Here is a 24,737-nt window from a genome sequence, read left to right as displayed (position 1 = left end):
ATGAAAGGGAGAATAAACTCGTATGCGCATTAAATGGTTTTCCTTGATTAGGATTACAGGTTTACTACTGGTACTCTTGTATCATTTCTTTCAGACTATCTTTCCTGGAGGATTTTTCGGGGTGGATGTCTTTTTCACATTTTCAGGTTTCCTGATTACAGCTCTACTTATCGAAGAATTTTCTAAAAATCATGAGATTGATTTGGTTGGATTTTTTAGGAGACGCTTTTATCGGATTGTGCCACCTGTGGTTTTGATGGTCTTGGTAACCATGCCCTTTACTTTTCTAGTTCGGCAAGATTATGTGGCTGGAATTGGGGGTCAGATTGCGGGTGTCTTAGGCTTCATGACCAACTTCTATGAGCTCCTAACAGGTGGGAGTTATGAATCTCAGTTCATTCCACATTTGTTTGTTCATAATTGGAGCTTGGCTGTTGAGGTTCACTACTATATCCTCTGGGGATTGGCAGTTTGGTTCTTATCTAAACAGGCTAAATCAAATGGTCAGTTGAAGGGGATGGTCTTTCTCTTATCTGCTGCTGCCTTCTTGATCAGCTTCTTCTCCATGTTTATTGGTAGTTTTCTAGTAACCTCTTTCTCCTCTGTTTACTTCTCTAGTTTAACTCATGTCTATCCATTCTTTTTGGGAAGTATTCTAGCAACGATTGTAGGCGTTCGTCAGACGACTTCCCTAGTTAAGCAGTTGGATAAAATATGGGATTTACGAAGGACCCTTTTAGTTTTTGGAGGAGGTTTTGGCTTCTTACTCATTTTGACCTTCTTTGTCAAATTTACCTATCTCTTTGCCTATCTTATGGGCTTCTTGCTTGCCAGCCTTGCAGCCCTTGCTATGATTTTGGCGGCGCGTGTCTTACATGAAAAGACTCCTAACGTGCAGGAGCCAAAGATGATCAGCTTTTTAGCGGATACTAGCTATGCGGTTTATCTTTTCCATTGGCCTTTCTACATTATTTTCTCACAGTTGACATCAAATCTTTTTGCTGTGTTACTGACTTTGATTTTTTCTTATGGATTCGCCAGTCTTTCATTTTATGTGTTGGAACCTTGGATTGCAGGAAAGGACATACCTATTCTACAAACTCTTCGTCCCCTGCCTCATATTCACGCAATCCTTGCAGCAAGTACAGGAATCTTGGCCTTCATTGTCTTTTTAGTGACTTTGATGGCGCCACAAGTGGGAGCTTTTGAGACAGACTTAACTGTCAATGGCTTGAAGCAAGCTGCAACAAATATTAGCCAGACCAAGGTGATGACAGAACGAGCAGAAGCTGATAGTTTAGGAATTGCTGATGGCACTATGTTAATTGGTGATTCGGTAGCACTAAGAGCTAATACAGCTTTGCAGACAGCCCTTCCTGGAGCACAGATTAATGCACAGGTCAGCAGAACAACTAAGACTGCCAATGAAATCATGCTCAACAATAGCCAGAATAAATTTCTACCAAAGATGGTGGTTATTGCAACTGGGGTAAATAATCCTGAAAATTACAAGGAAGATTGGGATAGTATCGTGAAAAATCTTCCTAAGGGCCACCATATGGTTTTGGTGACTCCTTATGAAGGAGATAAGACAAAAGAGACCTATGCAATCGTTGAGAAAGAGGCTGCCTATATGAGAGAATTGGCAGAGAAGACTCCTTACATCACGATAGCAGATTGGAATCAAGTTGCGAAAGAGCATCCAGAAATTTGGACTGGAACAGACCAAGTCCATTTCGGAAGTGACAACAGTAAAATTGAAGCAGGAGCTAAATTGTATGCAGATACCATTGCTACAGCCTTGCAAACAGCTCAAGACAAGCCAGTCAAATCAAAATAACTTGTATTTAAAAGAGAAGAGTTGGAGAAGTCCAGCTCTTTTAAAATATCTCTAGAAAATAGGTCTATACCATTTACAAATAAAAAAGAAAGGTTTATAATGTAATTGACATAATAAATTGTGGAATCAATCTTTTAAGGAGGTTAACATTATGCCTAACTATATTAAAGCGGATCAATTTTTCTACCCACACGGAGTTCGTCGTGGTGGTTACTTGGAACTTGTGGATGGCAAGTTTGGAAAACATGTCGAGCAGATTCCTGAGGGAGCTGAGGTGATTGACTATACAGGTTATAGCATTGCTCCAGGACTTGTAGATACCCACATTCATGGATTTGGCGGTGTGGATGTTATGGATAATAATATCGAAGGAACCCTTCATACCATGAGTGAAGGACTCCTCAGCATGGGGGTAACGAGCTTCTTGCCAACCACTTTGACATCATCTTATGAGCAATTGCTTGCGGTAACAGAAAATATTGGTGCTCGTTACCAGGAAGCAAGTGGAGCCAAGATTCGTGGAATCTATTTCGAAGGACCTTATTTCACAGAGAAATACAAGGGGGCTCAAAACCCTGCTTACATGAAAGATCCTCGTATGGATGAGTTCCGTACTTGGCAAAAAGCAGCAAATGGCTTGCTAAATAAAATTGCCCTTGCGCCAGAGCGTGAAGGTGTAGAAGACTTTGTACGGACTATCACTGGAGAAGGTGTGACGGTTGCTCTTGGGCACTCAAACGCGACTTTTGATGAAGCTAAAAAAGCAGTCGATGCTGGAGCGAGTGTTTGGGTACACGCCTACAATGGCATGCGTGGCTTGACTCACCGCGAACTGGGTATGGTTGGAGCCATGTACCAATTGCCACATACCTATGCAGAGTTGATCTGTGACGGCCATCACGTAGATCCAAGAGCCTGCGAAATTCTTATCAAACAAAAAGGAACTGAAAATATTGCCCTTATCACAGACTGTATGACAGCGGGTGGATTGGAAGACGGTGACTACATGTTGGGAGAATTCCCAGTAGTAGTTGCCAATGGAACTGCTCGCCTCAAATCGACAGGTAACTTAGCGGGTTCTATTCTCAAACTCAAAGACGGTTTGAAGAATGTGGTTGACTGGAACATTGCCTCTCCACACGAAGCAGTTATGATGGCAAGCTTTAACCCAGCAAAATCTGTTCACATTGATGATGTTTGTGGCCAAATCCGTGAAGGCTATGACGCGGACTTTATCGTACTAGATAAAGATTTGGAATTGGTAGCAACCTACCTAGATGGCGTGAAACGTTATCAAGCATAAGATAGAAAGCAGAAGTTAAAGACTGATTTCTTTTCAGGTTTTATAAAGAATAAATTGCACCCCAAAAGTTAGATTTTTTCCGACTAACTTTCGGGGTGTTTTCGTTATGTGTAAAACAGAACTAAATTCTCTAGATAAACTATTCATCTAACTTTTTTGGGGAGGGAGTACTGTTTGGAAGATTTTTTAATTTCCCTAGATAAATATCCTTAAATGAGGAGTAAGGATATACATAAGAAAATTCTTTGTTGTCTTGAAGTGGCTTCCTTTTGTCTTTAGAAAACACCTCTAAGTATGGTAAAATAGTAGGAGAATAATGTGAGGAAAATGAATGTCAAATAGTTTTGAAATTTTGATGAATCAATTGGGGATGTCTGCTGAGATGAGACAGGATCCTGCTTTATCACAGGCTGATATTGATCGAGTTGTGCTTCATAAAATTAGTAAGGTATGGGAGTTTCATTTCGTATTTTCTAATATTTTACCGATTGAAATCTTTTTAGAATTAAAGAAAGGTTTGAGCGAAGAATTTTCTAAGACAGGCAATAAAGCTGTTTTCGAAATCAAGGCTCGGTCTCAAGAATTTTCAAATCAGCTCTTGCAGTCCTACTATAGGGAGGCTTTCTCTGAAGGCCCATGTACTAGTCAAGGTTTTAAATCTCTTTATCAGAATTTGCAAGTTCGTGCTGATGGAAATCAACTCTTTATTGAGGGTTCCGAGGCGATTGATAAGGAACACTTTAAGAAAAATCACCTTCCTAATTTAGCTAAACAACTTGAAAAATTTGGCTTTCCAACTTTTAATTGTCAAGTCGAGAAGAATGATGTGCTGACCCAAGAGCAGGAAGAGGCCTTTCATGCTGAAAATGAGCAGATTGTTCAAGCGGCCAATGAGGAAGCGCTCCGTGCGATGGAACAACTGGAACAGCTGGCACCTCCTCCAGCGGAAGAGAAGCCAGCCTTTGATTTTCAAGCCAAAAAGGCTGCGGCTAAGCCAAAGCTAGATAAGGCGGAGATTACTCCTATGATCGAAGTGACGACGGAGGAAAATCGTCTGGTCTTTGAAGGGGTTGTTTTTGATGTGGAGCAAAAAGTGACCAGAACAGGGCGTGTTTTGATCAACTTTAAAATGACGGACTACACTTCAAGTTTTTCGATGCAAAAGTGGGTTAAGAATGAGGAAGAGGCTCAGAAATTTGACCTAATCAAGAAAAATTCTTGGCTCCGAGTTCGTGGGAATGTGGAGATGAATAACTTCACACGTGATTTGACTATGAACGTGCAAGACGTGCAGGAAGTTGTTCACTATGAGCGGAAGGATTTGATGCCAGAAGGTGAGCGCCGGGTTGAGTTTCATGCTCATACTAACATGTCGACCATGGATGCACTACCCGAGGTAGAAGAGATCGTTGCGACAGCTGCTAAGTGGGGACACAAGGCGGTTGCCATCACGGACCATGGAAATGTTCAGTCCTTCCCACACGGCTATAAGGCGGCTAAGAAAGCAGGAATCCAGCTGATCTATGGTATGGAAGCCAATATCGTGGAGGATCGTGTCCCTATCGTCTACAACGAAGTGGAGATGGACTTGTCGGAAGCGACCTACGTGGTTTTTGACGTGGAAACGACAGGTCTTTCAGCTATCTATAATGACTTGATTCAGGTTGCGGCCTCTAAGATGTACAAGGGGAATGTCATTGCTGAATTTGATGAATTTATCAATCCTGGACATCCTTTGTCAGCTTTTACTACTGAGTTGACTGGAATTACAGATGATCATGTCAAAAATGCCAAACCACTGGAACAAGTTCTGCAAGAATTTCAAGAGTTTTGCAAGGACACGGTCCTAGTTGCCCACAATGCCACCTTTGACGTTGGATTTATGAATGCCAACTATGAGCGTCATGGTCTGCCTAAGATTAGCCAGCCAGTGATTGATACGCTAGAGTTTGCTCGAAACCTCTATCCTGAGTATAAGCGTCATGGTTTGGGGCCTTTGACCAAGCGTTTTGGTGTGGCTTTAGAACATCACCACATGGCCAATTACGATGCGGAAGCTACAGGTCGCCTGCTTTTCATCTTTATCAAAGAGGTAGCAGAAAAACATGGTGTGACCGATTTAGCTAGACTCAACATTGATTTGATTAGCCCAGATTCTTATAAAAAAGCTCGGATTAAACATGCGACAATTTATGTCAAGAATCAAGTAGGGCTAAAAAATATCTTTAAACTGGTTTCTTTATCCAATACCAAGTACTTTGAAGGGGTGCCACGGATTCCAAGAACGGTTCTAGATGCCCATCGGGAGGGCTTGATTTTAGGTTCAGCTTGCTCTGAGGGTGAAGTTTTTGATGCAGTCGTTTCCCAAGGTGTGGATGCGGCGGTTGAGGTGGCCAAGTATTATGACTTTATCGAGGTTATGCCACCGGCTATTTATGCGCCATTAATTGCCAAGGAGCAGGTCAAGGATATGGAGGAGCTCCAGACCATTATCAAGAGTTTGATAGAGGTTGGGGACCGTCTTGGCAAACCTGTTCTGGCTACGGGAAATGTTCACTATATCGAACTGGAAGAAGAGATTTACCGTGAAATTATTGTCCGTAGTTTGGGCCAGGGGGCTATGATTAACCGAACCATCGGTCATGGGGAACATGCCCAACCAGCTCCTCTTCCCAAGGCTCATTTTCGAACAACCAATGAGATGTTGGATGAATTTGCCTTCTTGGGCGAGGATTTAGCACGCAAGTTGGTTATTGAAAACACCAATGCCTTGGCAGAAATCTTTGAACCCGTTGAGGTTGTAAAAGGTGATTTGTACACGCCTTTCATCGACAAGGCTGAAGAGACGGTTGCTGAGTTGACCTATAAGAAAGCTTTTGAGATTTATGGAAATCCGCTACCAGATATTGTCGATTTGCGGATTGAAAAAGAACTAACCTCTATTCTGGGGAATGGATTTGCTGTGATTTATCTGGCTTCCCAGATGCTAGTGCAACGTTCTAATGAACGGGGCTACTTGGTTGGTTCTCGTGGGTCTGTTGGGTCCAGTTTCGTTGCGACCATGATTGGGATTACAGAGGTTAATCCTCTCTCTCCACACTATGTCTGTGGTCAGTGTCAGTACAGTGAGTTTATCACTGATGGTTCTTACGGTTCAGGTTTTGATATGCCCAATAAGGACTGTCCTAAATGTGGCCACAAACTCAGCAAAAACGGACAAGATATTCCTTTTGAGACCTTCCTTGGTTTTGATGGAGACAAGGTTCCTGATATTGACTTGAACTTCTCGGGAGAAGATCAGCCTAGTGCTCACTTGGATGTGCGTGATATCTTTGGTGAGGAATATGCCTTCCGTGCAGGAACGGTTGGTACGGTGAAAGCTAAGATAGCCTATGGATTTGTCAAGGGTTACGAGCGAGATTATGGGAAAATTTATCGTGCTGCAGAGGTGGAACGTCTAGCCCAGGGAGCTGCGGGTGTCAAACGTACGACAGGTCAGCACCCAGGGGGAATCGTAGTTATTCCTAACTATATGGAGGTCTATGATTTTACGCCGATCCAATATCCAGCAGACGACGTAACGGCTGAATGGCAGACTACTCACTTTAACTTCCACGATATCGATGAGAACGTCCTCAAACTCGATATACTGGGACATGATGATCCGACTATGATTCGAAAACTCCAGGACTTGTCTGGGATTGACCCTAATGAAATCCCTATGGATGACGAAGGCGTTATGGCCCTTTTTTCTGGGACTGATGTGCTTGGGGTAACACCTGAACAAATTGGAACGCCTACAGGGATGTTGGGGATTCCAGAATTTGGAACCAACTTTGTACGTGGAATGGTAGACGAGACGCATCCGACGACTTTTGCAGAATTGCTTCAGTTGTCAGGGTTGTCCCACGGTACCGACGTTTGGCTGGGCAATGCACAAGATTTGATTAAACAAGGAATAGCGGACCTATCAACTGTTATCGGTTGTCGGGACGACATCATGGTTTACCTTATGCATGCGGGTCTGGAACCTAAGATGGCCTTTACCATCATGGAACGCGTACGTAAGGGCTTGTGGCTGAAGATTTCCGAAGAGGAAAGAAATGGCTATATCGAAGCTATGAAGGCTAATAAGGTGCCAGAGTGGTATATCGAGTCCTGTGGAAAAATTAAGTACATGTTCCCTAAAGCCCATGCGGCAGCCTACGTTATGATGGCCTTGCGTGTAGCCTACTTTAAGGTTCACCACCCTATTTATTACTACTGTGCTTACTTCTCAATCCGTGCTAAGGCATTTGATATCAAGACCATGGGGGCGGGCTTGGATGCTATCAAGCGCAGAATGGAAGAAATCTCTGAAAAACGGAAGAACAATGAGGCTTCTAATGTGGAGATTGATCTTTATACAACTCTTGAGATTGTCAATGAAATGTGGGAACGTGGTTTCAAGTTTGGAAAACTCGATCTCTACCGTAGTCAGGCGACAGAGTTCCTCATCGATGGGGATACCCTCATTCCGCCATTTGTAGCAATGGATGGTCTGGGAGAGAACGTTGCCAAGCAGTTGGTACGAGCGCGTGAAGAGGGAGAATTTCTTTCTAAAACAGAATTACGCAAGCGTGGCGGACTTTCCTCAACCTTGGTTGAAAAGATGGATGAAATGGGCATTCTCGGCAATATGCCAGAGGATAACCAGTTGAGTTTGTTTGATGAGTTGTTTTAAAAAATTGCTTATTTTGATCAAGTGGACAAAATATGTCCACTTGATTTGTTATAATTCTCTTAAAAATAATAGAAAAGAGAGTATAATATGGTGAATCAAGAAATTTTAAATTCTAATGTGTCAATTGAAGAGGAAATTTATAATTTTGAAAAAGGCTTGAAAGATGATGGGAATGATTGGACCGGATTCCCACAAATAGACTTAAAAGAAGATTCTCAATGTATTTACATTTGCGGTATTTCAGAGACTGATAGATGGCATTTGTTTTATTATACGTTAACTAAAATAAAACCTGTTACTCCAATAGCATCACTTGCATATTATCGAGTGAGAGATAATTTGATTTTTTCTAAACATAGTCAATGGATGAAACTGCAAATGGGGTATACAGAGTATGATTTGATTTTTCTGGATGGAGTTCAATTTTTGGGAGAGGCTGATCAAAGGGTACAGGAATACTGGATGCAGCGATTCAAAGAGAGTAAGAAAAGAAACAAACTCTTCATTGTATATTCAGACTGCTTACCCGAAGACTTAAAAAATATGGCTGAATCCGTAGTTGAGTTCTTCGAATCTGGCATAGTGGTACAGTTGAAATCACCTAAGGGCTAGTTTATTTTGCTTTAATCGTTTTGAATATAAAGTGCAAAGTTAGAGGTTAAAATGATGAACAATACAGGATTAGATAACAAATATCAATTAAAAAATTTTCTAGAAAAAGATGGTAATGATTTAGCAAAGAAAGGGGCCGTAGCTGTAGTAGAAAACTTAGGGTTACAATATAATCCCCTTTATATTTATGGGGAATCGGGTTCAGGTAAAACACATCTCCTTCAAGCTATTGGGAATAAGGTGCTTGAGAACAATCCAGAAAAACGAGTAAAATACATTTCTGCCGAAAACTTATTGGAAAATGAGCTAGAAATACAAAAAGTTAGAAGTGAGGAGTTTGATCTCCTAATTGTAGATGATATTCAGGTATTGGGAGAAAAAGATGATATGATTCAAGAAAAATTTTTTAATCTATTTAATTCTCAACATATTAAGAATAAGCAAATTGTTTTATCTGGTGATTCTGAACCAGATCAGTTGAAAAATGTTCAATCTCGTTTAATTGTGCGTTTTAAGTGGGGGATGACAGCGTGTTTAACATCGCTTGAAAAATAATAAGAAGGACTGAAAATGAATGATCAAGAGAGACTACTAACGATTTTTTTACGTTTACAGTTAGGTACTTCATTTGAAAAAAAGCAATTGGCTCAGGAATTTGAGGTTAGTGAAAAGACTATACAGAGAGATTTTTCGCTACTCCGTGATATTTTATCTAGTAACACCAGTTATAGTGGAGATTTTCTTTATAACCGTAAGACGAATAAGTATTGTTTAGCAAGTAAGTCAGTTTTTAATAAAAAGGATATTCTCGTTATTTCAAAGATTTTATTGGAAAATCGAGCACTGAACAGACCAGAAATTGATAGCTTACTAAAAAATTTGCTGGTTTTAGTTCCTCGTGATGACCAAAAAGAAATTGAGCAGATTATTGGCAGTGAAAAGCTGAACTATGCTCCCTTAACGGATCAACAAAATAGAATAGAGAAAATTTGGAATTTATCAGAAGCTATTTTGCATGAACAGGTTCTAGATATTATCTATCAAAAACCTTATTCTGAATCTTCTAAGAGGCAGACTGTTTTGCCAGTCTCTCTTTACTATGATAATCATTATTTCTATCTGGTTGTTTACCAGTTGAAACATGCTACTTATATTACTTTAAGAGTAGACCGTATCCAGTCCTGGTCTTTTAGTGGTATAGAGAAACCTTCTATTTCTTATCGAGATAAATTTAGAGATGGTGATATTCGTAACGAGAGAGTGGATGCTTTTATCGGGAAGAAAATCAGTATTGAAATCGAGTACTTGTACGATCCGACGATTGTGATGGATCAATTTCCAAATGCAAAAATAGTTGGGAAAAATGGCGATTGGACTCATTTTCAGTTTGAAAGTCAGCATACACCGGGGCTTAAACGCTGGTTGCTGGGGCAAGGAGAAGCGGTTACTGTTTTGTCTCCTCGGATTTTAGTAGAGGATATGAAGCAAACAGCTCAAGAAATGATAGATAAATATAGATGAGGGTAAAATGACTATTCAATTTACTTCTAAAAAGGTTGGAGAACTATTGAAAGAAGGGAATTTGCGAATTCCTTCTTATCAAAGACCATATAAATGGAACAGAAAACATATCCGTAATCTTTTTTATGATTTACGAGATGCTATGGGGAAAAAGGAATATCAGATTGGTTCCGTTATCTTGCATGAAAATGATGAAAATGATGGAAATGATAGATACTTAGATATTGTCGATGGACAGCAACGGCTAATTTCTATTTCCTTGTTTCTTCATTTATTAGATGATTTAGAGAATTATAAGGGTGCTAATCAACTGCTGAGTGCTGAATTTGGAGAGCTATCTTGCTATCATGCGAGTGAAAATTATAACGAGTGGGAAAATTTGACTCAATTGGTTAGCGAAAATGAGGCAAAAGATATTTGCAACTTTTTATTAGAGAATTGTGCTGTCTCTGTGATTATTATGCCCAAAAAACGATTATCAGAGGCTTTTCAGCTATTTGATTCTCAGAATAATCGTGGAAAACCTTTAGAACCTCATGATTTGCTCAAAGCCTATCATCTCCGCAAGGAAGATTCAGAAGATGAAAAGATTGTTGAAAAGTGGGAGCAATTTGTAGAAGATAAAGATTTAAGTCTCAAAGAGTTGTTTGATAAACATCTTTTCCGTATGAGACGTTGGTCTCGAGGAGATACAGGATTGACAAAAAAGCGTTATGGATCTTATCTCCGTTTTACAGAGGATTTTATTGACGATTTTAAAGGCGTTGATTTGAATCAGAACTTTCCATACTTAGAATTGTATCGTCATATTGAAAATCTCCCCATGTCCATTACTATGCCAATCATTGATGGAAGTAAATTTTTTGAGTATATTGAATCTGCTCATGAAACTGTTAAAAATCATAAAGATTTTTTAAATGAACAGTTAGGAATATCTAATGAGTTAGAGGAGGAAGGACAAAATTTAGCTTACCCAGAAGGTATGTTAAACATTTACAATAGCTCAAAAGGACGCTATCTTAAATGTCACAATATATTCCTAAATATTTGCTCGCTTTTCGCAGATAGATTTGGAAAAGAGGAGCTATCAAAGGAGATAGTAGAGACCTTGTTTATTTGGTCTTACTACCCTAGAGTTAAATCTAAAGCCATATATGATGCGACAGTTGGGAACTATGCTGCTGGTGGAAGGTTTAGACAAAAAGAGGTTCAAAAGCTATTTCAACTTTTATCTCATGCTGTCACTCCGAATGATTTTATGGTCAAAATAGATAGAGAGCTATTTGAAAATTATACTGTGGACAAGATTATAGAAGAGGAAAAAGATAAATGGTAGAAACACATATAAGCTTATCAGTTAATCGTTTGTTAAATGAAGATACCTATGCTATCCCTCTTTATCAGAGAAATTTTGCTTGGACTTATGATGAAATTGAGCAGTTATTGAACGACGTAGCAGATGCTGTTCAAGAAAATAGAGACAATTACTATATTGGAACATTAGTCGTTAATAAAGAGAATGACATTTTCAAAATCATAGATGGGCAACAACGAACAACAGCCCTTAATTTGATTGCCTTAGCTTTGAAGTATGAGTTTGGTTTTGATAGATTGAAAGCTGTCAATCTTACCTTTCCAGCTAGGAAGAAATCAAATAAGAATATTCAAGATTTATTTTCCAAGAAAAAAATTTTAGAGGGCGATGAAAATGAGCTGACTAGAGGTTACGGACATGCTAGAGACGCATTGAAAAAAGTGTTAGAAGAGCGCCAATTGAATCCTCAGTCTTTCGTTGGTTATCTTTTTGAAAAGGTCATCATTTTTCGGAGTATACTTCCTGAGGATTTAGATTTGAATCTTTATTTCGAACGTTTCAATTCTCGAGGAGAACAACTAGAGGCTCATGAAATCCTTAAGGCACAAATGATGTCTAAATTTGGTGAAGATCAAGAAATGGCGCAAAAGTTTGCAAGAATTTGGGATGCCTGTGCAGAGTTTGATAAGCCGGTAGCAAGTCAGTTTAAGATGCGACGGAAGAGAGCAGATGACTTTCAAGAACGTGAACGTATTTTTGGATGGCATTTTACAAATTATTCATTTCATAATATTTATAATGATATTGATTTTCATCAAAATGAAAGAAGAAAGTTATCAGATATATTAGGAAAAAAGATAAATGAAAAAAATATAGAAGTAGAAAAAGATTTTGGCGATTATACTACAATCATTGATTTTCCAACATTCTTACTCCATGTATTGGCAATTGCGGAAGGTAAGAAAACTGATGAGATTCAACTAGATGATAAGAAACTCTTAGCACTATTTGATATAAAAAATAAAGATAAAACTTGGGTTATTGAATTTAGTGAATTTCTTCTTAGAATAAAACACATTTTCGATAATTACATCGTTAGAAATTCGAATATGGACTCTTCAAGTAGAAATAAGGATGAATGGTTTTTACAGAAGGGGACTTATTATGAATATCAACCAAATGGAAAATCTAAAGAGCATTATATAGTCGAAGAACGTTTTACTAATAATACGTTTTCGGATTCGGAAATTAACCAAAACATCATTCTTCTCCAATCCATGTTTGCTGTGACCTTTACTGCTAATCGTGATAGTCGTTGGTTATATGAAATCTTGCAATTCCTGTTTAACCATATTGAAGAGTTAAATCAAACAGAATTTGCTAGTCTCTTTAAGGATTTTCTTGAAAAAATGGCAGTGAGATATGCTGAGGAAAGATTGTTTACCGAAGATAAAAGTATCAAAAAATATGGGGCAATTCCTGTTTACGCTTTTAACTTTGTAGATTATGTTTTATGGAAAAATCGTGAAGAATTGAAGAAAGATTACGATATTGAGTTTAAAGATTTTAAATTTGCTTATCGTCGCTCCGTAGAACATTGGTATCCTCAGAATCCAAATGGACATGATGGAGAGAGCCAATTACCTGCTGAGTTTTTACATTCCTTTGGCAACCTTTGTATTATTACCGATAGTCAGAACTCTAGGTTTGGCAACTCCTATCCAGAAGCTAAATTAAAACAATGGGAAAAAGAAGATATATTCCATCGCCAGAGTTTAAAATTACAGATGATGGCAGAGATAACTTCTAAAAAAAATAGATGGGATATTGGTGAGATTCAATCTATGGAAAAAGAAGTGGAAAGATATGTACAAAATTTTTGTAATAGCTAATTAAAACAAGCTTCAGTAAGCTTGTTTTTTAAAATACCAATATATGTGATATACTAGTAAGGGAAGGATTTTGTAAAAGACAAACCAGCTCAAAATTTTTTGACTATCAATTAGAACTTGCTGATCAGACAATTCTTCTATCAACAGCACTCTTGTCAGGTGCTATTGCTTTGGCAGGATTATTTTCTGCTTTGAAAGAAAAATAAAAATAGAAAAGGAAGAATAGAATGGTTTTACCAAATTTTAAAGAAAATCTAGAAAAATATGCGAAATTATTGGTTGCGAATGGAATCAACGTGCAACCTGGTCACACTTTGGCTCTTTCTATCGATGTGGAGCAACGCGAGTTGGCGCATTTGATTGTGAAAGAAGCTTACGCCTTGGGTGCGCATGAGGTTATTGTTCAGTGGACAGATGATGTGATTAACCGTGAGAAATTTCTCCATGCGCCGATGGAGCGTCTGGACAATGTGCCAGAATATAAGATTGCTGAGATGAACTATCTCTTGGAGAACAAGGCTAGCCGTCTTGGTGTCCGTTCTTCTGATCCAGGTGCCTTGAACGGAGTGGATGCTGACAAGCTTTCAGCTTCTGCTAAAGCTATGGGACTTGCTATGAAGCCAATGCGTATTGCAACGCAATCCAACAAGGTCAGCTGGACGGTAGCAGCTGCTGCTGGACTTGAGTGGGCTAAAAAAGTCTTTCCAAATGCTGCTAGCGACGAAGAAGCAGTTGATCTCCTATGGGACCAAATCTTCAAAACTTGCCGTGTCTACGAAGCAGATCCTGTTAAGGCTTGGGAAGAGCATGCAGCCATCCTCAAGAGTAAGGCTGATATGCTTAATAAAGAACAATTTTCAGCCCTTCATTACACAGCACCAGGAACTGATTTGACACTTGGCTTGCCGAAGAACCACGTTTGGGAATCAGCTGGTGCTATCAATGCGCAGGGTGAAGGATTCTTGCCGAATATGCCGACAGAGGAAGTATTCACAGCACCTGACTTCCGTCGCGCAGATGGTTATGTCACTTCTACAAAACCGCTTAGCTATAATGGAAATATCATCGAAGGAATTAAAGTAACCTTCAAGGATGGACAAATTGTGGATATTGCTGCAGAAAAAGGCGATCAAGTCATGAAAGACCTTGTCTTAGAAAATGCGGGTGCGCGTGCCTTGGGTGAATGTGCCTTGGTACCAGATCCAAGTCCAATTTCTCAGTCAGGCATTACCTTCTTCAACACCCTTTTTGATGAGAATGCTTCAAACCACTTGGCTATCGGTGCAGCCTATGCGACTAGCGTCGTTGGTGGAGCAGAGATGAGCGAAGAAGAGCTTGAAGCTGCAGGGCTTAACCGTTCAGATGTTCATGTGGACTTTATGATTGGGTCTAGTCAAATGGATATCGATGGTATCCGTGAGGATGGGACACGTGTACCACTCTTCCGTAACGGAGATTGGGCAAATTAAGGAGATAATATGTTAGGAAGTATGTTCGTTGGTCTCCTAGTGGGATTTTTAGCAGGTACTCTAACCAATCGTGGAGAGCGCATGGGATGTTTTGGGAAAATGTTTCTAGGCTGGATTGGTGCCTTTATAGGGCACTTGCTTTTTGGGACTTGGGGACCGATAATAGCAGGAACTGCCATTATTCCGGCAGTACTAGGTTCCATGATTGTTTTAGCTATTTTTTGGAGACGAGGAAGTTAATTTCCTAAATCGGAAATGAAAAGGAGGTTGGTCATTGTACCAGCCTCCTTTTGAGTGTGATATAATAGTTCTATGAGATTAGATAAATTTTTAGTTGCCTGCGCTGTGGGGAGTCGGACTGAGGTCAAAAACATGCTCAAGGCTGGGCGCGTGACTGTAAATGGTAAAAAAGAAAAATCAGCTAAATTGCAGATTGATGAAAAAATAGATGAGATTCGCTTTGATGGGCAAGTGTTGGAGTATGAAGAGTTTGTCTACTACATGATGAACAAGCCTCAAGGAGTTATTTCAGCGACTGAGGATCCCAAGCACAGAACCGTGTTGGACTTGCTGGATGACTTAGCTCGTACTAAGGAAGTTTTTCCAGTAGGGCGCTTGGATATTGATACGCATGGACTCCTGCTCCTGACCAATGATGGTCAGCTGGCCCATGCTCTTCTTTCGCCCAAGCGTCATGTGGACAAGACGTATCAGGCACAAGTCAAGGGAATCATGACCCAAGAAGATGTGGAGACATTTACTAAGGGTATTCCGCTCAAAGACTTTACCTGTCAGCCTGCTAGACTGGAGCTTATTTCCATAGATACAGAAAAGAATCAAAGCAAAATCCGTGTGACCATTGCAGAAGGGAAGTTCCATCAGGTCAAGCGTATGGTGGCATACTGTGGCAAGGAAGTAGTAGACTTGCAACGGTTGACTATGGGAACTCTAGTATTGGATGAGAACCTAGAACGAGGAGAATGGCGTCGCTTGACAAAGGAAGAGTTAGAAATTCTACTTGCGAGTATTGCTTAATTGGATTTATATTCGAAAAGGTGAGGGAGAATATCCTTGCCTTTTATGTTTTTCAGTTGCTTACTTTGTGAAAAGAGTTATAATAGACTGTAGAATAAAAGGAGGAATCTATGAACGCGATTCAAGAATCATTTACTGATAAATTATTTGCCAACTATGAAGCAAATGTAAAATACCAAGCGATTGAAAATGCTGCCAGCCACAACGGAATTTTTGCAGCCCTAGAACGTCGCCAAAGCCATGTAGACAATACACCTGTTTTTTCATTGGATTTGACTAAGGACAAGGTAACCAACCAGAAAGCGTCTGGTCGTTGCTGGATGTTTGCGGCTCTCAACACCTTCCGCCACAAGCTCATCTCACAATACAAACTGGAGAATTTTGAGTTGTCACAGGCTCATACATTCTTCTGGGACAAGTATGAGAAATCCAACTGGTTCTTGGAGCAAGTCATTGCGACTGCAGACCAAGACTTGACAAGTCGTAAGGTTAAATTCCTACTTCAAACACCTCAACAAGACGGTGGTCAATGGGATATGGTCGTTTCTCTCTTTGAGAAATACGGTGTCGTGCCTAAGTCAGTTTACCCTGAGTCTGTTTCATCTAGTAGTAGCCGTGAGCTAAATGCCATTCTCAACAAATTGCTTCGTCAAGATGCTCAAATCTTGCGTGACTTGCTTGCTTCTGGCGCAGACCAAGCGACTGTTCAAGCTAAGAAAGAAGATCTTTTGCAAGAAATCTTTAACTTTCTTGCTATGTCTTTAGGACTTCCACCACGTAAATTTGACTTTGCTTATCGTGATAAGGATAACAACTACCAAAGCGAAAAGGGCATCACACCACAAGAGTTTTACAAGAAATATGTCAATCTTCCTCTAGAAGACTATGTTTCTGTTATCAATGCTCCAACTGCTGACAAGCCTTACGGCCAATCTTACACAGTTGAGATGTTGGGAAATGTGGTTGGCAGCCGTGCAGTTCGCTACATCAACGTACCGATGGAGCGCTTGAAAGAATTGGCGATTGCTCAAATGCAAGCAGGTGAGACTGTTTGGTTTGGTTCAGATGTCGGTCAGCTCAGCAACCGTAAAGCTGGAATCCTTGCGACAGATGTTTATGACTTTGAATCAAGCATGGACATTAAACTCACTCAAGACAAGGCTGGACGTTTGGACTACAGCGAAAGCTTGATGACCCACGCTATGGTCTTGACAGGTGTTGATTTGGATGAAAATGGCAAATCAACCAAGTGGAAGGTTGAAAACTCATGGGGAGACAAGGTTGGTACCGATGGTTACTTTGTTGCCTCAGACGCTTGGATGGACGAATACACATACCAAATCGTTGTCCGTAAGGAATTGCTGACAGCAGAAGAACAAGCTGCCTATGAAGCAGAACCAATTGTACTCGCACCTTGGGATCCAATGGGAGCCTTGGCAGAATAAAAGTATAGAAAAAAGGAATCAGATTTTAGAACCTGATTCCTTTTAAGTTGCTTGATTACATGATGTGAAGAACATGTGCCACAATACCCACTGCGAAGAGTGCAAGGATAATAGTGATTGGAGATACTTTTTTCTTAAGCAAGTACATGCAAAGGAGAGTAAGGAGTAGTCCTGATAGTCCAGGGATCAACATATCCAAGTTTTGTTGGAAAGTAGTAACTTTTTCAGGTGTTTGAGACAATCCTTGTCCTACTTGTGCGAATGCTTCTTGGATACCTTTAGATCCTTCTGGCAATTTATCCCAATGGATATAAGCTTTTTCATCTAGTTGAACTTTGGCAACATCGAAAGCAAATTTAATATTTACCCAACGTTGAACAAGGACAGCAAGAATGAACATCCCAAGGATAGAGGCCCCTTTAGTGATGTCTTGAAGGATACCACCAGACATATCTTTAGTGATTTCTGATCCAGCCTTGTATCCAATCTCTTGTGTATACCATAAGAATGACATACGAATCAAGTTCCAAAGAACGAAGAAGAGGATTGGACCTAAGATATTACCAGTAAGGGCAAGTGAAGCACCGAGTGATCCAAGGATTGGGCGTACTGTAAACCAGAATACTGGGTCACCGATACCAGCAAGAGGTCCCATCATACCGATTTTAACCCCTTGGATAGCAGCATCATCGATTTCAACACCATTAGCACGTTCTTCTTCAAGTGCAAGAGTAACCCCCATGATTGGAGCGGCTACGTATGGGTGAGTATTGAAGAACTCAAGATGGCGTTCAAGAGCAGCGATTTGATCTTCTTTTTTAGTATAGAGTTTTTTAAGAGCTGGAATTAATGAGTAAGCCCAACCCAAGTTTTGCATACGTTCATAGTTCCAAGAACCTTGTAAGAAAGTTGAACGCCACCAAACTTTTTTGCGATCTGATTTAGTTAATTGAAGTTTTTCAGTCATGATGTTTTCAGTCCTTTCTTATTTTAGTAGTCTTCTAGGATATCGCCGATTGGGTCGTTAGAAGTTGCGGCTCCTCCGCCACCATTTCCACCAGTTTTAGAAAGGTGAAGGTATATAAGAGCGATAGCAACACCGATAGCACCAAATCCGATTAGAGTAATATCTGACACGGCAGCAAGCACGAAACCGATAGCGAAGAATGGCCATACTTCACGAGTTGCCATCATGTTGATAACCATAGCGTAACCAACGGCAACAACCATACCACCACCGATAGCCATACCATCTTTGAGCCAATCAGGCATAGCATTTAGAATGCTTTGTACTGTTTCAGTTGGTACCATTAGAAGGAGTGCTGCAGGGACTGCAATACGAAGACCTTGAAGAAGAAGTGCGACAAAGTGAGCACGTTCAACTGCTTTGAAGTCACCTTTTTTAGCAGAAGCATCAGCAGTGTGAACCAATCCGACAGAGAGTGTACGGACAATCATAGTCAAGAATAGACCAGCAACTGCAAGAGGAATAGCAACCGCTTGGGCAACACCGATACCTGTCTTAGTAAAATCGCCACCAAGAACCATGATAATGGCAGCAGCAACAGAAGCAAGAGCAGCGTCAGGAGCTACGGCAGCTCCGATGTTAGCCCAACCAAGGGCGATCATTTGAAGAGAACCACCAAGGATAATCCCTGCTTCAAGGTTACCGGTAACAAGACCGATAAGGGTACAAGCTACGATTGGTTGATGGAATTGGAACTGGTCGAGGATACCTTCAAGACCTGCTAGGAAGGCTACAACGACTACTAAAACCATAGAAATAATAGACATCTTTAAAATCCTTTCATAATATCGATTATTGCACGTTTGCTTTGTTAATCAAGTCAAACAAATCTTTTTTGGTGTCGTTTGGTACTTTACGTACGTCAAATTCAACACCTAGATCACGCATTTTTTCAAATGTAGCAACGTCTTCTTTGTCCATAGACAAAACGTTGTTAACCATTGTTTTACCAGTTGAGTGAGCCATTGATCCAACATTAAGAGTTTTGATTGGCACGCCACCTTCGATAGCACGAAGGGCATCTTGAGGTGTTTCAAACAAGATAAGGGCATGTGTTTCTCCGAAGCGAGGATCTTTTGCAACGTCGATTAGTTTTTGGATAGGAACAACGTTTGCTTTCACTTTACCTGGAGCTGCTTGTTTAATCAATTCTTTACGTAATTCGTCTTTAGCTACGTTGTCTGAAGCAACGATGATACGGTCTGCTTTTGAATCTGGAGTCCAAGCAGTAGCAACCTGACCGTGAAGGAGACGTGTGTCTAGACGGGCAAGGTTGATTTTGAGTTTACCGTCTCCGATGATAGTTCCTTCTGGGATAGCAGCTTGGGCAACTGGAGCAGCTGCAGCGCTTGCTACTTCCTCAACTGGGTTTAGCTCTTCTGGAAGTGCTTTGATGCCATCTTTGGCTTCTTTAATAATATTAGCAGCGACTTTTTCTACACCCGCAGTAGCGTCCATCAGGCGCTCTGTGTAGGCTTGAATCAACATCGGTAAATTAAGTCCTGTGATGATGGCAAACTTACGCTCAGGATTTTCTCCCATCACGCGACTAGCTTGGTTGAATGGAGATCCACTCCAAAGGTCAGCCAAAACTAGAACCTCATCTTCTGCGTCAAATGCAGCAACAGCGTTATTAAACTTAGCGTATAGATCATCAGGACCTTCGTTTGGCATAAAGGTTACAACTTGAACCTTTTCTTGTTCACCAAAGATCATAGATCCTGACTGATGAATACCCGCAGCAAATTCGCCGTGGCTCGCAATAATGATTCCGATACTCATTATTGTCATTCCTCCTTTTTTGTTTTAGTTTTCGTTTAAGAAAACTTTAAGACTTTTTAAGTATAAACCGTTTTCATCTAAAAATCAACTATTTATCATAAAATAATTAAAAAGATTACATCTGAAAATATTGATATATTGAGTTTTGGAGGAGTTTTTTTGAATACCTATTTAAAAATTTAATATAAAAAAGTTGGAAGAAGCATTCCAACTTTTAAAATAGGTTTTTATTAGATTAGTGGGTGAAATCGAGTACCATACGTCCTTGAATTTGACCTTTTTCCATTTCGTCGAAAATGGCTACGGCATCTTCTACTGGACGTTTTTGGACAACTGGAACTACCAAACCTTCTGCACCGAATTGGAAGGCTTCTTCCAAGTCTTTACGAGTTCCTACAAGAGAACCGATGACTTGGATTCCATCTAAAACTGTTTTCACGATGCTGAGTTCCATCATTTCAGAAGGAAGGCCGACAGCGACAACGCGACCACCAGCACGAACTGAGTCAACAGCCTGGTTGAAGGCAACTTTAGATACAGCAGTTACGACAGCTGAATGAGCTCCTCCATCTGTTTTTTCTTTGATAAGTCCAGGTACATCTTCAACTTCGAGGCCGTTAATAACAATGTCAGCGCCTACTTCTTTTGCAAGGGCAAGTTTGTCATTGTTGATATCAACTGCGATAACATGAGCATTGAATACTTTTTTAGCATATTGAACAGCTAGGTTACCAAGCCCACCAGCACCATAAAGGACAACCCATTGGCCTGGTTCAACTTTTGCTTCTTTTATAGCTTTATAGGTTGTTACACCAGCACATGTGATAGAAGAAGCTTGGGCTGGATCAAGTCCATCAGGAACTTTAACAGCATAGTCTGCAGTTACGATACATTGTTCAGCCATACCACCATCTACTGAGTAGCCGGCATTTTTCACTGTACGGCAAAGGGTTTCGCGACCAGTTGTACAGTATTCGCAAGTGCCACATCCTTCAAAGAACCAAGCAACGCTGACGCGGTCACCGACTTTAAGGCTTTTCACATCTGGTGCAATTTCCTTAACGATACCAACACCTTCGTGTCCTAGAACACGTCCTGGTACTTGACCAAAGTCACCGTGGGCAACGTGGAGGTCAGTGTGGCAAACACCACAGTATTCAATTTCTACAAGTGCTTCCCCAGTTTCAAGTGGACGGAGTACTTTTTCTTCAACAGCAACACCAGTGCTTTCTGGATTTACAACAACAGCTTTCATAGCTATCCTCCTTGATATTGACCGAGAACAGGGATAACGGGACTGGATTGATTTTGTGTCAACAGAGTCGAGTATGACGAGCTCTCTTGTATTTATATGTGAATTATATCACAAAAGAAAGCCTTTTCCAAGGTTTTGGAGGCAAAAAGTAGAACAATCGATTAACTGGTTGATGAGACTGTGAAAAGAGCACAAAGACCAGCTTGCAAGCTGGTCAGAATGGACTATAAGAATAAATCTTGCAGGGTTTTGGCAACCCCGTCTTGGTCATTTGTCAAGGAAATTTGCTCATCTGCATAGGGAAGTAGCTCTGGGTTGGCATTTTTCATTGCATAACCTTTCCCAGCAAAAGCGAGCATTTCGGTATCATTGTGTTCATCTCCAAAGGCAATCAAATCTTTTTTATCACGGTTCATTACCTTGAGCAAGTAGTCCAAAGCAAAGGCCTTATTGACACTTTTTGGGGTACACTCAAGAATATTGAGCGGACCACCCCAGGTATTGATAGACAGTTGATGCTGGTAGAAGTCGTTCATTTCTTTTGCCAAGGCATACTTGTCACTAGCTCTGGTCTGCAACAGAATACAGTTAGGATCCTTGGTTACCAACTCAGGCTGGAATTGATTTTCAGGCTGGAAAGCTTCTACACCAAATAGTTTGGGATTAGCAATTTCTTCATTAGGATTTGTAATGTAGAATTTTTTACGATATTCTCCAGCGATAAAATCGGCTTGAATGTCTTCTGAACGTTGAACCATGTCTAAAAGATATTTTTTGTCTACCGTCAAACACTTTTCAAAGTCCCAAATTCGGTCTGGTAAATGAGTGAGGGAGCCGTTGAAATTAATCATAGGAGTGTCTAAGCCCAGTTCACGGTAAAAATCTTTTGACATACGGTAAGGGCGACCTGTCGTAATAATAACCTGATGGCCTTTTTCAGCAACTTTTTTAATAGTTTCTCTGGTAAAGTCAGAAATCTGACTGTCCGAGTTGAGCAGGGTTCCATCTAGGTCAACTGCAATAATTTTTTTCGTCATAGGGACCTTTCTAGTGTCTTTTCAGATAAGATGTCTACTATTATAACAAAAAGCAGGCAGAAAAGCAGATTCGAAACCAAAAAAGAAATTTCATCAAATTCTTAAATAAATCAAACAAAGATATTGAAAAAGTGAATGATAAATGATATAATCCTATTATTGTTCGTAAAAATTAAAAGGAGATTGATAATGGACAAATTATTTAAACTAAAAGAGAACGGTACAGACGTTCGTACAGAGGTTCTCGCTGGTTTAACAACTTTCTTTGCAATGAGTTATATTCTCTTTGTAAACCCACAAATTCTTTCGCAAACAGGAATGCCTGCTCAAGGTGTATTCCTCGCAACGATTATCGGTGCAGTTGCTGGTACCCTGATGATGGCCTTCTACGCTAACTTACCTTATGCCCAAGCGCCAGGTATGGGGCTCAATGCCTTCTTTACCTTTACAGTTGTATTTGGACTCGGTTATTCTTGGCAAGAAGCCTTGGCTATGGTCTTCATCTGTGGAATTATCTCATTGATTATTACCTTGACAAATGTTCGTAAAATGATCATTGAATCGATTCCAAATGCTCTTCGTTCAGCTATTTCAGCTGGTATCGGTGTCTTTCTTGCCTACGTGGGAATTAAGAATGCTGGACTTTTGAAATTTACGATTGATCCAGGCAACTATACTGTTGTAGGAGAAGGGGCTGACAAAGCTCAAGCAACGATTGCAGCAAACTCTTCAGCAGTTCCAGGATTGGTCAGCTTTAATAATCCAGCTGTTTTGGTGGCTCTTGCAGGACTTGCCATTACTATCTTCTTTGTTATCAAAGGGATTAAAGGGGGAATTATCCTCTCTATCTTGACAACAACTGTTCTTGCTATCGCAGTTGGTTTGGTAGATTTGTCTAGTATCGATTTTGCTAACAACCATGTTGGTGCAGCCTTTGAAGACTTGAAGACAGTCTTTGGTGCAGCTCTTGGTTCAGAAGGTTTGGGAGCTTTGATTTCAGATACAGCTCGCTTGCCTGAAACTCTTATGGCTATTCTTGCCTTTTCATTGACAGATATTTTTGATACAATTGGTACCTTGATCGGTACAGGTGAAAAAGTTGGTATCGTAGCGACAAATGGTGAAAATCACCAATCAGCTAAGTTGGACAAGGCTCTTTATTCAGACTTGATTGGTACTTCAATTGGTGCCATCGCCGGTACTTCAAACGTAACGACTTATGTTGAGTCTGCTGCTGGTATTGGTGCAGGTGGACGTACAGGTTTGACAGCTTTGGTTGTGGCAATCTGTTTTGCAATTTCAAGTTTCTTTAGCCCACTTCTAGCTATCGTACCAACAGCTGCTACAGCTCCAATCTTGATTATCGTTGGGATTATGATGTTGGCTAGCTTGAAAAATATCCATTGGGATGATATGGCTGAAGCGGTTCCTGCCTTCTTCACATCTATCTTTATGGGATTCAGCTACTCTATCACTCAAGGGATTGCAGTTGGTTTCTTGACTTACACCTTGACTAAGCTTGTCAAAGGTCAAGCTAAAGATGTTCATGTCATGATTTGGATTTTGGATGCCTTGTTTATCCTTAACTATATTAGTATGGCCTTATAATAGGATAACCCAGGGGGACTTTCCCCCTTTTTTAATACAAAGGAGATAGGTGATGAAAGAGAAAAGTATCTGGAAAGAATTATTGAATCGTGCAGGTTGGCTGTTAATCTTTCTGCTAGCGACAATTTTATATCAGATTCCTATAGGGGTTACTGCTATTTTAACTTTAAATGCAGTACCATTGTTACAGTCAGGACTGATAGTTGCTGGTATTTCGATTGTGGTTTTGGGACTATTTATTTTTGGAGCTCGTAAAACGCAATTAGCAAGTTTTAATTTTTCTTTTTTTAGAGCTAAGGATTTGGCACGTTTGGCCGTAAGTTATTTAGTCATTCTTATTAGTAATATTTCGGGTGTATTATTGTTACATTTGAGGAATGAAACAACAACCAGCAATCAATCAAACATTAATGATCTGGTCCAGAATAGTTCCTTGATTTCCAGTTTTTTCTTACTCGTTCTAATAGCTCCTATCTGTGAGGAGATTTTATGTAGAGGAGTGATTCCCAAAAAACTCTTTCGTGGTAAAGAAAATGTGGGTTATATAGTCGGTGCTATTATCTTTGCCTTGCTTCATTTACCGACCAATTTACCTTCCCTTCTTATCTATGGAGGTATGTCGATTGTTCTATCTTGGACGGCTTACAAAACCCAACGTTTGGAAATGTCTATCTTGCTTCACATGATTGTTAATGGGGTAGCCTTCTGTTTATTGGCTCTTGTGGTGATCATGAGTCGGACATTAGGGATTTCTGTTTAAGATTTTTGACAATTGCTTACTTGTTTCTACTGGGAAAAAGATGAATGCAATCTGTACTGACCCCAAAAAGTTAGACAAATAATTTAAGTAAAGGATTTAGTTCTGTATTGCAC

The 24,737-nt window shown here is 40.1% G+C and carries 19 protein-coding genes; 14 read left to right on the top strand and 5 right to left on the bottom strand.

Annotated features, from left to right (window positions below; genetic code table 11):
* Positions 1 to 22: 22 nt before the first annotated feature.
* The 12 genes from ADH52_RS03260 (at position 23) to pepC (ending at position 17,155) form a co-directional block, all read left to right on the top strand.
* On the top strand, positions 23 to 1,840 hold the full coding sequence (locus ADH52_RS03260; protein WP_049487285.1) for an acyltransferase family protein: 1,818 nt from the start codon (positions 23 to 25) through the stop codon (positions 1,838 to 1,840).
* A gap of 151 nt (positions 1,841 to 1,991) precedes the next feature.
* Positions 1,992 to 3,143 carry an N-acetylglucosamine-6-phosphate deacetylase gene (gene nagA / locus ADH52_RS03255; RefSeq protein WP_049487286.1) on the top strand — a complete coding sequence of 384 codons (1,152 nt, stop codon included), beginning with the start codon at positions 1,992 to 1,994 and terminating at the stop codon, positions 3,141 to 3,143.
* A 331-nt stretch (positions 3,144 to 3,474) separates the two neighbouring features.
* Positions 3,475 to 7,866, top strand: coding sequence for a PolC-type DNA polymerase III (locus tag ADH52_RS03250; RefSeq protein WP_049510065.1), 4,392 nt, complete (start codon positions 3,475 to 3,477; stop codon positions 7,864 to 7,866).
* An 87-nt stretch (positions 7,867 to 7,953) separates the two neighbouring features.
* Entirely contained in the window at positions 7,954 to 8,478 is a 525-nt protein-coding gene (locus tag ADH52_RS03245) for a DnaA ATPase domain-containing protein (RefSeq protein WP_049510063.1), read from the top strand.
* A 51-nt stretch (positions 8,479 to 8,529) separates the two neighbouring features.
* A complete protein-coding gene (locus tag ADH52_RS03240) occupies positions 8,530 to 9,033 on the top strand; it encodes a DnaA ATPase domain-containing protein (protein ID WP_049510061.1) in 504 nt (167 codons plus the stop codon).
* A gap of 15 nt (positions 9,034 to 9,048) precedes the next feature.
* Positions 9,049 to 9,999, top strand: coding sequence for a helix-turn-helix transcriptional regulator (locus ADH52_RS03235; protein WP_049510060.1), 951 nt, complete (start codon positions 9,049 to 9,051; stop codon positions 9,997 to 9,999).
* Positions 10,000 to 10,006: 7 nt separating this feature from the next.
* The gene (locus ADH52_RS03230; protein ID WP_049510058.1) at positions 10,007 to 11,335 is read left to right on the top strand and encodes a DUF262 domain-containing protein; all 1,329 of its coding nucleotides are present in this window, start codon (positions 10,007 to 10,009) and stop codon (positions 11,333 to 11,335) included.
* Positions 11,329 to 13,206, top strand: a complete 1,878-nt coding sequence (locus tag ADH52_RS03225; protein ID WP_049510056.1) for a DUF262 domain-containing protein — start codon at positions 11,329 to 11,331, stop codon at positions 13,204 to 13,206. Before ADH52_RS03230 ends, ADH52_RS03225 begins: the two co-directional genes overlap by 7 nt.
* 227 nt (positions 13,207 to 13,433) lie before the next feature.
* The gene (locus tag ADH52_RS03215) at positions 13,434 to 14,675 is read left to right on the top strand and encodes an aminopeptidase (protein WP_049510054.1); all 1,242 of its coding nucleotides are present in this window, start codon (positions 13,434 to 13,436) and stop codon (positions 14,673 to 14,675) included.
* Positions 14,676 to 14,684: 9 nt separating this feature from the next.
* Positions 14,685 to 14,915, top strand: coding sequence for a GlsB/YeaQ/YmgE family stress response membrane protein (locus ADH52_RS03210; RefSeq protein ID WP_000901572.1), 231 nt, complete (start codon positions 14,685 to 14,687; stop codon positions 14,913 to 14,915).
* A 72-nt stretch (positions 14,916 to 14,987) separates the two neighbouring features.
* A complete protein-coding gene (locus ADH52_RS03205; protein ID WP_049492737.1) occupies positions 14,988 to 15,710 on the top strand; it encodes a pseudouridine synthase in 723 nt (240 codons plus the stop codon).
* Positions 15,711 to 15,820: 110 nt separating this feature from the next.
* Entirely contained in the window at positions 15,821 to 17,155 is a 1,335-nt protein-coding gene (gene pepC, locus ADH52_RS03195; protein ID WP_023947023.1) for an aminopeptidase C, read from the top strand.
* A 55-nt stretch (positions 17,156 to 17,210) separates the two neighbouring features.
* Here the strand turns inward: pepC and ADH52_RS03190 are convergent, their stop codons facing one another.
* From ADH52_RS03190 to ADH52_RS03170, 5 genes are all read right to left on the bottom strand, one after another.
* Positions 17,211 to 18,122 (bottom strand): PTS system mannose/fructose/sorbose family transporter subunit IID, encoded by a 912-nt coding sequence (locus ADH52_RS03190; RefSeq protein ID WP_000136864.1) that lies wholly within the window; start codon positions 18,120 to 18,122, stop codon positions 17,211 to 17,213.
* A gap of 23 nt (positions 18,123 to 18,145) precedes the next feature.
* Positions 18,146 to 18,949 carry a PTS mannose/fructose/sorbose transporter subunit IIC gene (locus ADH52_RS03185; protein ID WP_000022716.1) on the bottom strand — a complete coding sequence of 268 codons (804 nt, stop codon included), beginning with the start codon at positions 18,947 to 18,949 and terminating at the stop codon, positions 18,146 to 18,148.
* Between the two features lie 25 nt (positions 18,950 to 18,974).
* Positions 18,975 to 19,964 (bottom strand): PTS sugar transporter subunit IIB, encoded by a 990-nt coding sequence (locus ADH52_RS03180; RefSeq protein WP_049510051.1) that lies wholly within the window; start codon positions 19,962 to 19,964, stop codon positions 18,975 to 18,977.
* Positions 19,965 to 20,199: 235 nt separating this feature from the next.
* Positions 20,200 to 21,219: an alcohol dehydrogenase AdhP gene (gene adhP, locus ADH52_RS03175; protein WP_000649186.1), complete on the bottom strand. Its 1,020-nt coding sequence runs from the start codon at positions 21,217 to 21,219 to the stop codon at positions 20,200 to 20,202.
* A gap of 224 nt (positions 21,220 to 21,443) precedes the next feature.
* The gene (locus tag ADH52_RS03170; RefSeq protein ID WP_049510049.1) at positions 21,444 to 22,256 is read right to left on the bottom strand and encodes a Cof-type HAD-IIB family hydrolase; all 813 of its coding nucleotides are present in this window, start codon (positions 22,254 to 22,256) and stop codon (positions 21,444 to 21,446) included.
* A gap of 189 nt (positions 22,257 to 22,445) precedes the next feature.
* On the opposite strand from ADH52_RS03170, the gene ADH52_RS03165 reads away from it, so the two are divergent.
* Positions 22,446 to 23,864 (top strand): NCS2 family permease, encoded by a 1,419-nt coding sequence (locus ADH52_RS03165; RefSeq protein ID WP_049510048.1) that lies wholly within the window; start codon positions 22,446 to 22,448, stop codon positions 23,862 to 23,864.
* A 52-nt stretch (positions 23,865 to 23,916) separates the two neighbouring features.
* Positions 23,917 to 24,624, top strand: coding sequence for a CPBP family intramembrane glutamic endopeptidase (locus tag ADH52_RS03160; RefSeq protein WP_049510046.1), 708 nt, complete (start codon positions 23,917 to 23,919; stop codon positions 24,622 to 24,624).
* Positions 24,625 to 24,737: the final 113 nt, after the last annotated feature.

The sequence above is a fragment of the Streptococcus pseudopneumoniae genome (genome assembly GCF_001072665.1).
GTDB lineage: Bacteria > Bacillota > Bacilli > Lactobacillales > Streptococcaceae > Streptococcus > Streptococcus pseudopneumoniae_S.
Note: the sequence above shows the minus strand (reverse complement) of the source record. Positions and strands in the feature narration are given on the sequence as shown.

Excerpts from the sequence above, each read along its gene's own strand:
- pepC (WP_023947023.1), top strand. The coding sequence starts at position 15,821 with ATGAACGCGATTCAAGAATCATTTACTGATAAATTATTTGCCAACTAT.
- ADH52_RS03245 (WP_049510063.1), top strand. The coding sequence starts at position 7,954 with ATGGTGAATCAAGAAATTTTAAATTCTAATGTGTCAATTGAAGAGGAA.
- ADH52_RS03190 (WP_000136864.1), bottom strand. The coding sequence starts at position 18,122 with ATGACTGAAAAACTTCAATTAACTAAATCAGATCGCAAAAAAGTTTGG.
- ADH52_RS03250 (WP_049510065.1), top strand. The coding sequence starts at position 3,475 with ATGTCAAATAGTTTTGAAATTTTGATGAATCAATTGGGGATGTCTGCT.
- ADH52_RS03260 (WP_049487285.1), top strand. The coding sequence starts at position 23 with ATGCGCATTAAATGGTTTTCCTTGATTAGGATTACAGGTTTACTACTG.
- ADH52_RS03215 (WP_049510054.1), top strand. The coding sequence starts at position 13,434 with ATGGTTTTACCAAATTTTAAAGAAAATCTAGAAAAATATGCGAAATTA.
- nagA (WP_049487286.1), top strand. The coding sequence starts at position 1,992 with ATGCCTAACTATATTAAAGCGGATCAATTTTTCTACCCACACGGAGTT.
- ADH52_RS03210 (WP_000901572.1), top strand. The coding sequence starts at position 14,685 with ATGTTAGGAAGTATGTTCGTTGGTCTCCTAGTGGGATTTTTAGCAGGT.
- ADH52_RS03205 (WP_049492737.1), top strand. The coding sequence starts at position 14,988 with ATGAGATTAGATAAATTTTTAGTTGCCTGCGCTGTGGGGAGTCGGACT.
- ADH52_RS03225 (WP_049510056.1), top strand. The coding sequence starts at position 11,329 with ATGGTAGAAACACATATAAGCTTATCAGTTAATCGTTTGTTAAATGAA.
- adhP (WP_000649186.1), bottom strand. The coding sequence starts at position 21,219 with ATGAAAGCTGTTGTTGTAAATCCAGAAAGCACTGGTGTTGCTGTTGAA.
- ADH52_RS03185 (WP_000022716.1), bottom strand. The coding sequence starts at position 18,949 with ATGTCTATTATTTCTATGGTTTTAGTAGTCGTTGTAGCCTTCCTAGCA.
- ADH52_RS03235 (WP_049510060.1), top strand. The coding sequence starts at position 9,049 with ATGAATGATCAAGAGAGACTACTAACGATTTTTTTACGTTTACAGTTA.
- ADH52_RS03240 (WP_049510061.1), top strand. The coding sequence starts at position 8,530 with ATGATGAACAATACAGGATTAGATAACAAATATCAATTAAAAAATTTT.
- ADH52_RS03170 (WP_049510049.1), bottom strand. The coding sequence starts at position 22,256 with ATGACGAAAAAAATTATTGCAGTTGACCTAGATGGAACCCTGCTCAAC.
- ADH52_RS03165 (WP_049510048.1), top strand. The coding sequence starts at position 22,446 with ATGGACAAATTATTTAAACTAAAAGAGAACGGTACAGACGTTCGTACA.
- ADH52_RS03160 (WP_049510046.1), top strand. The coding sequence starts at position 23,917 with ATGAAAGAGAAAAGTATCTGGAAAGAATTATTGAATCGTGCAGGTTGG.
- ADH52_RS03230 (WP_049510058.1), top strand. The coding sequence starts at position 10,007 with ATGACTATTCAATTTACTTCTAAAAAGGTTGGAGAACTATTGAAAGAA.
- ADH52_RS03180 (WP_049510051.1), bottom strand. The coding sequence starts at position 19,964 with ATGAGTATCGGAATCATTATTGCGAGCCACGGCGAATTTGCTGCGGGT.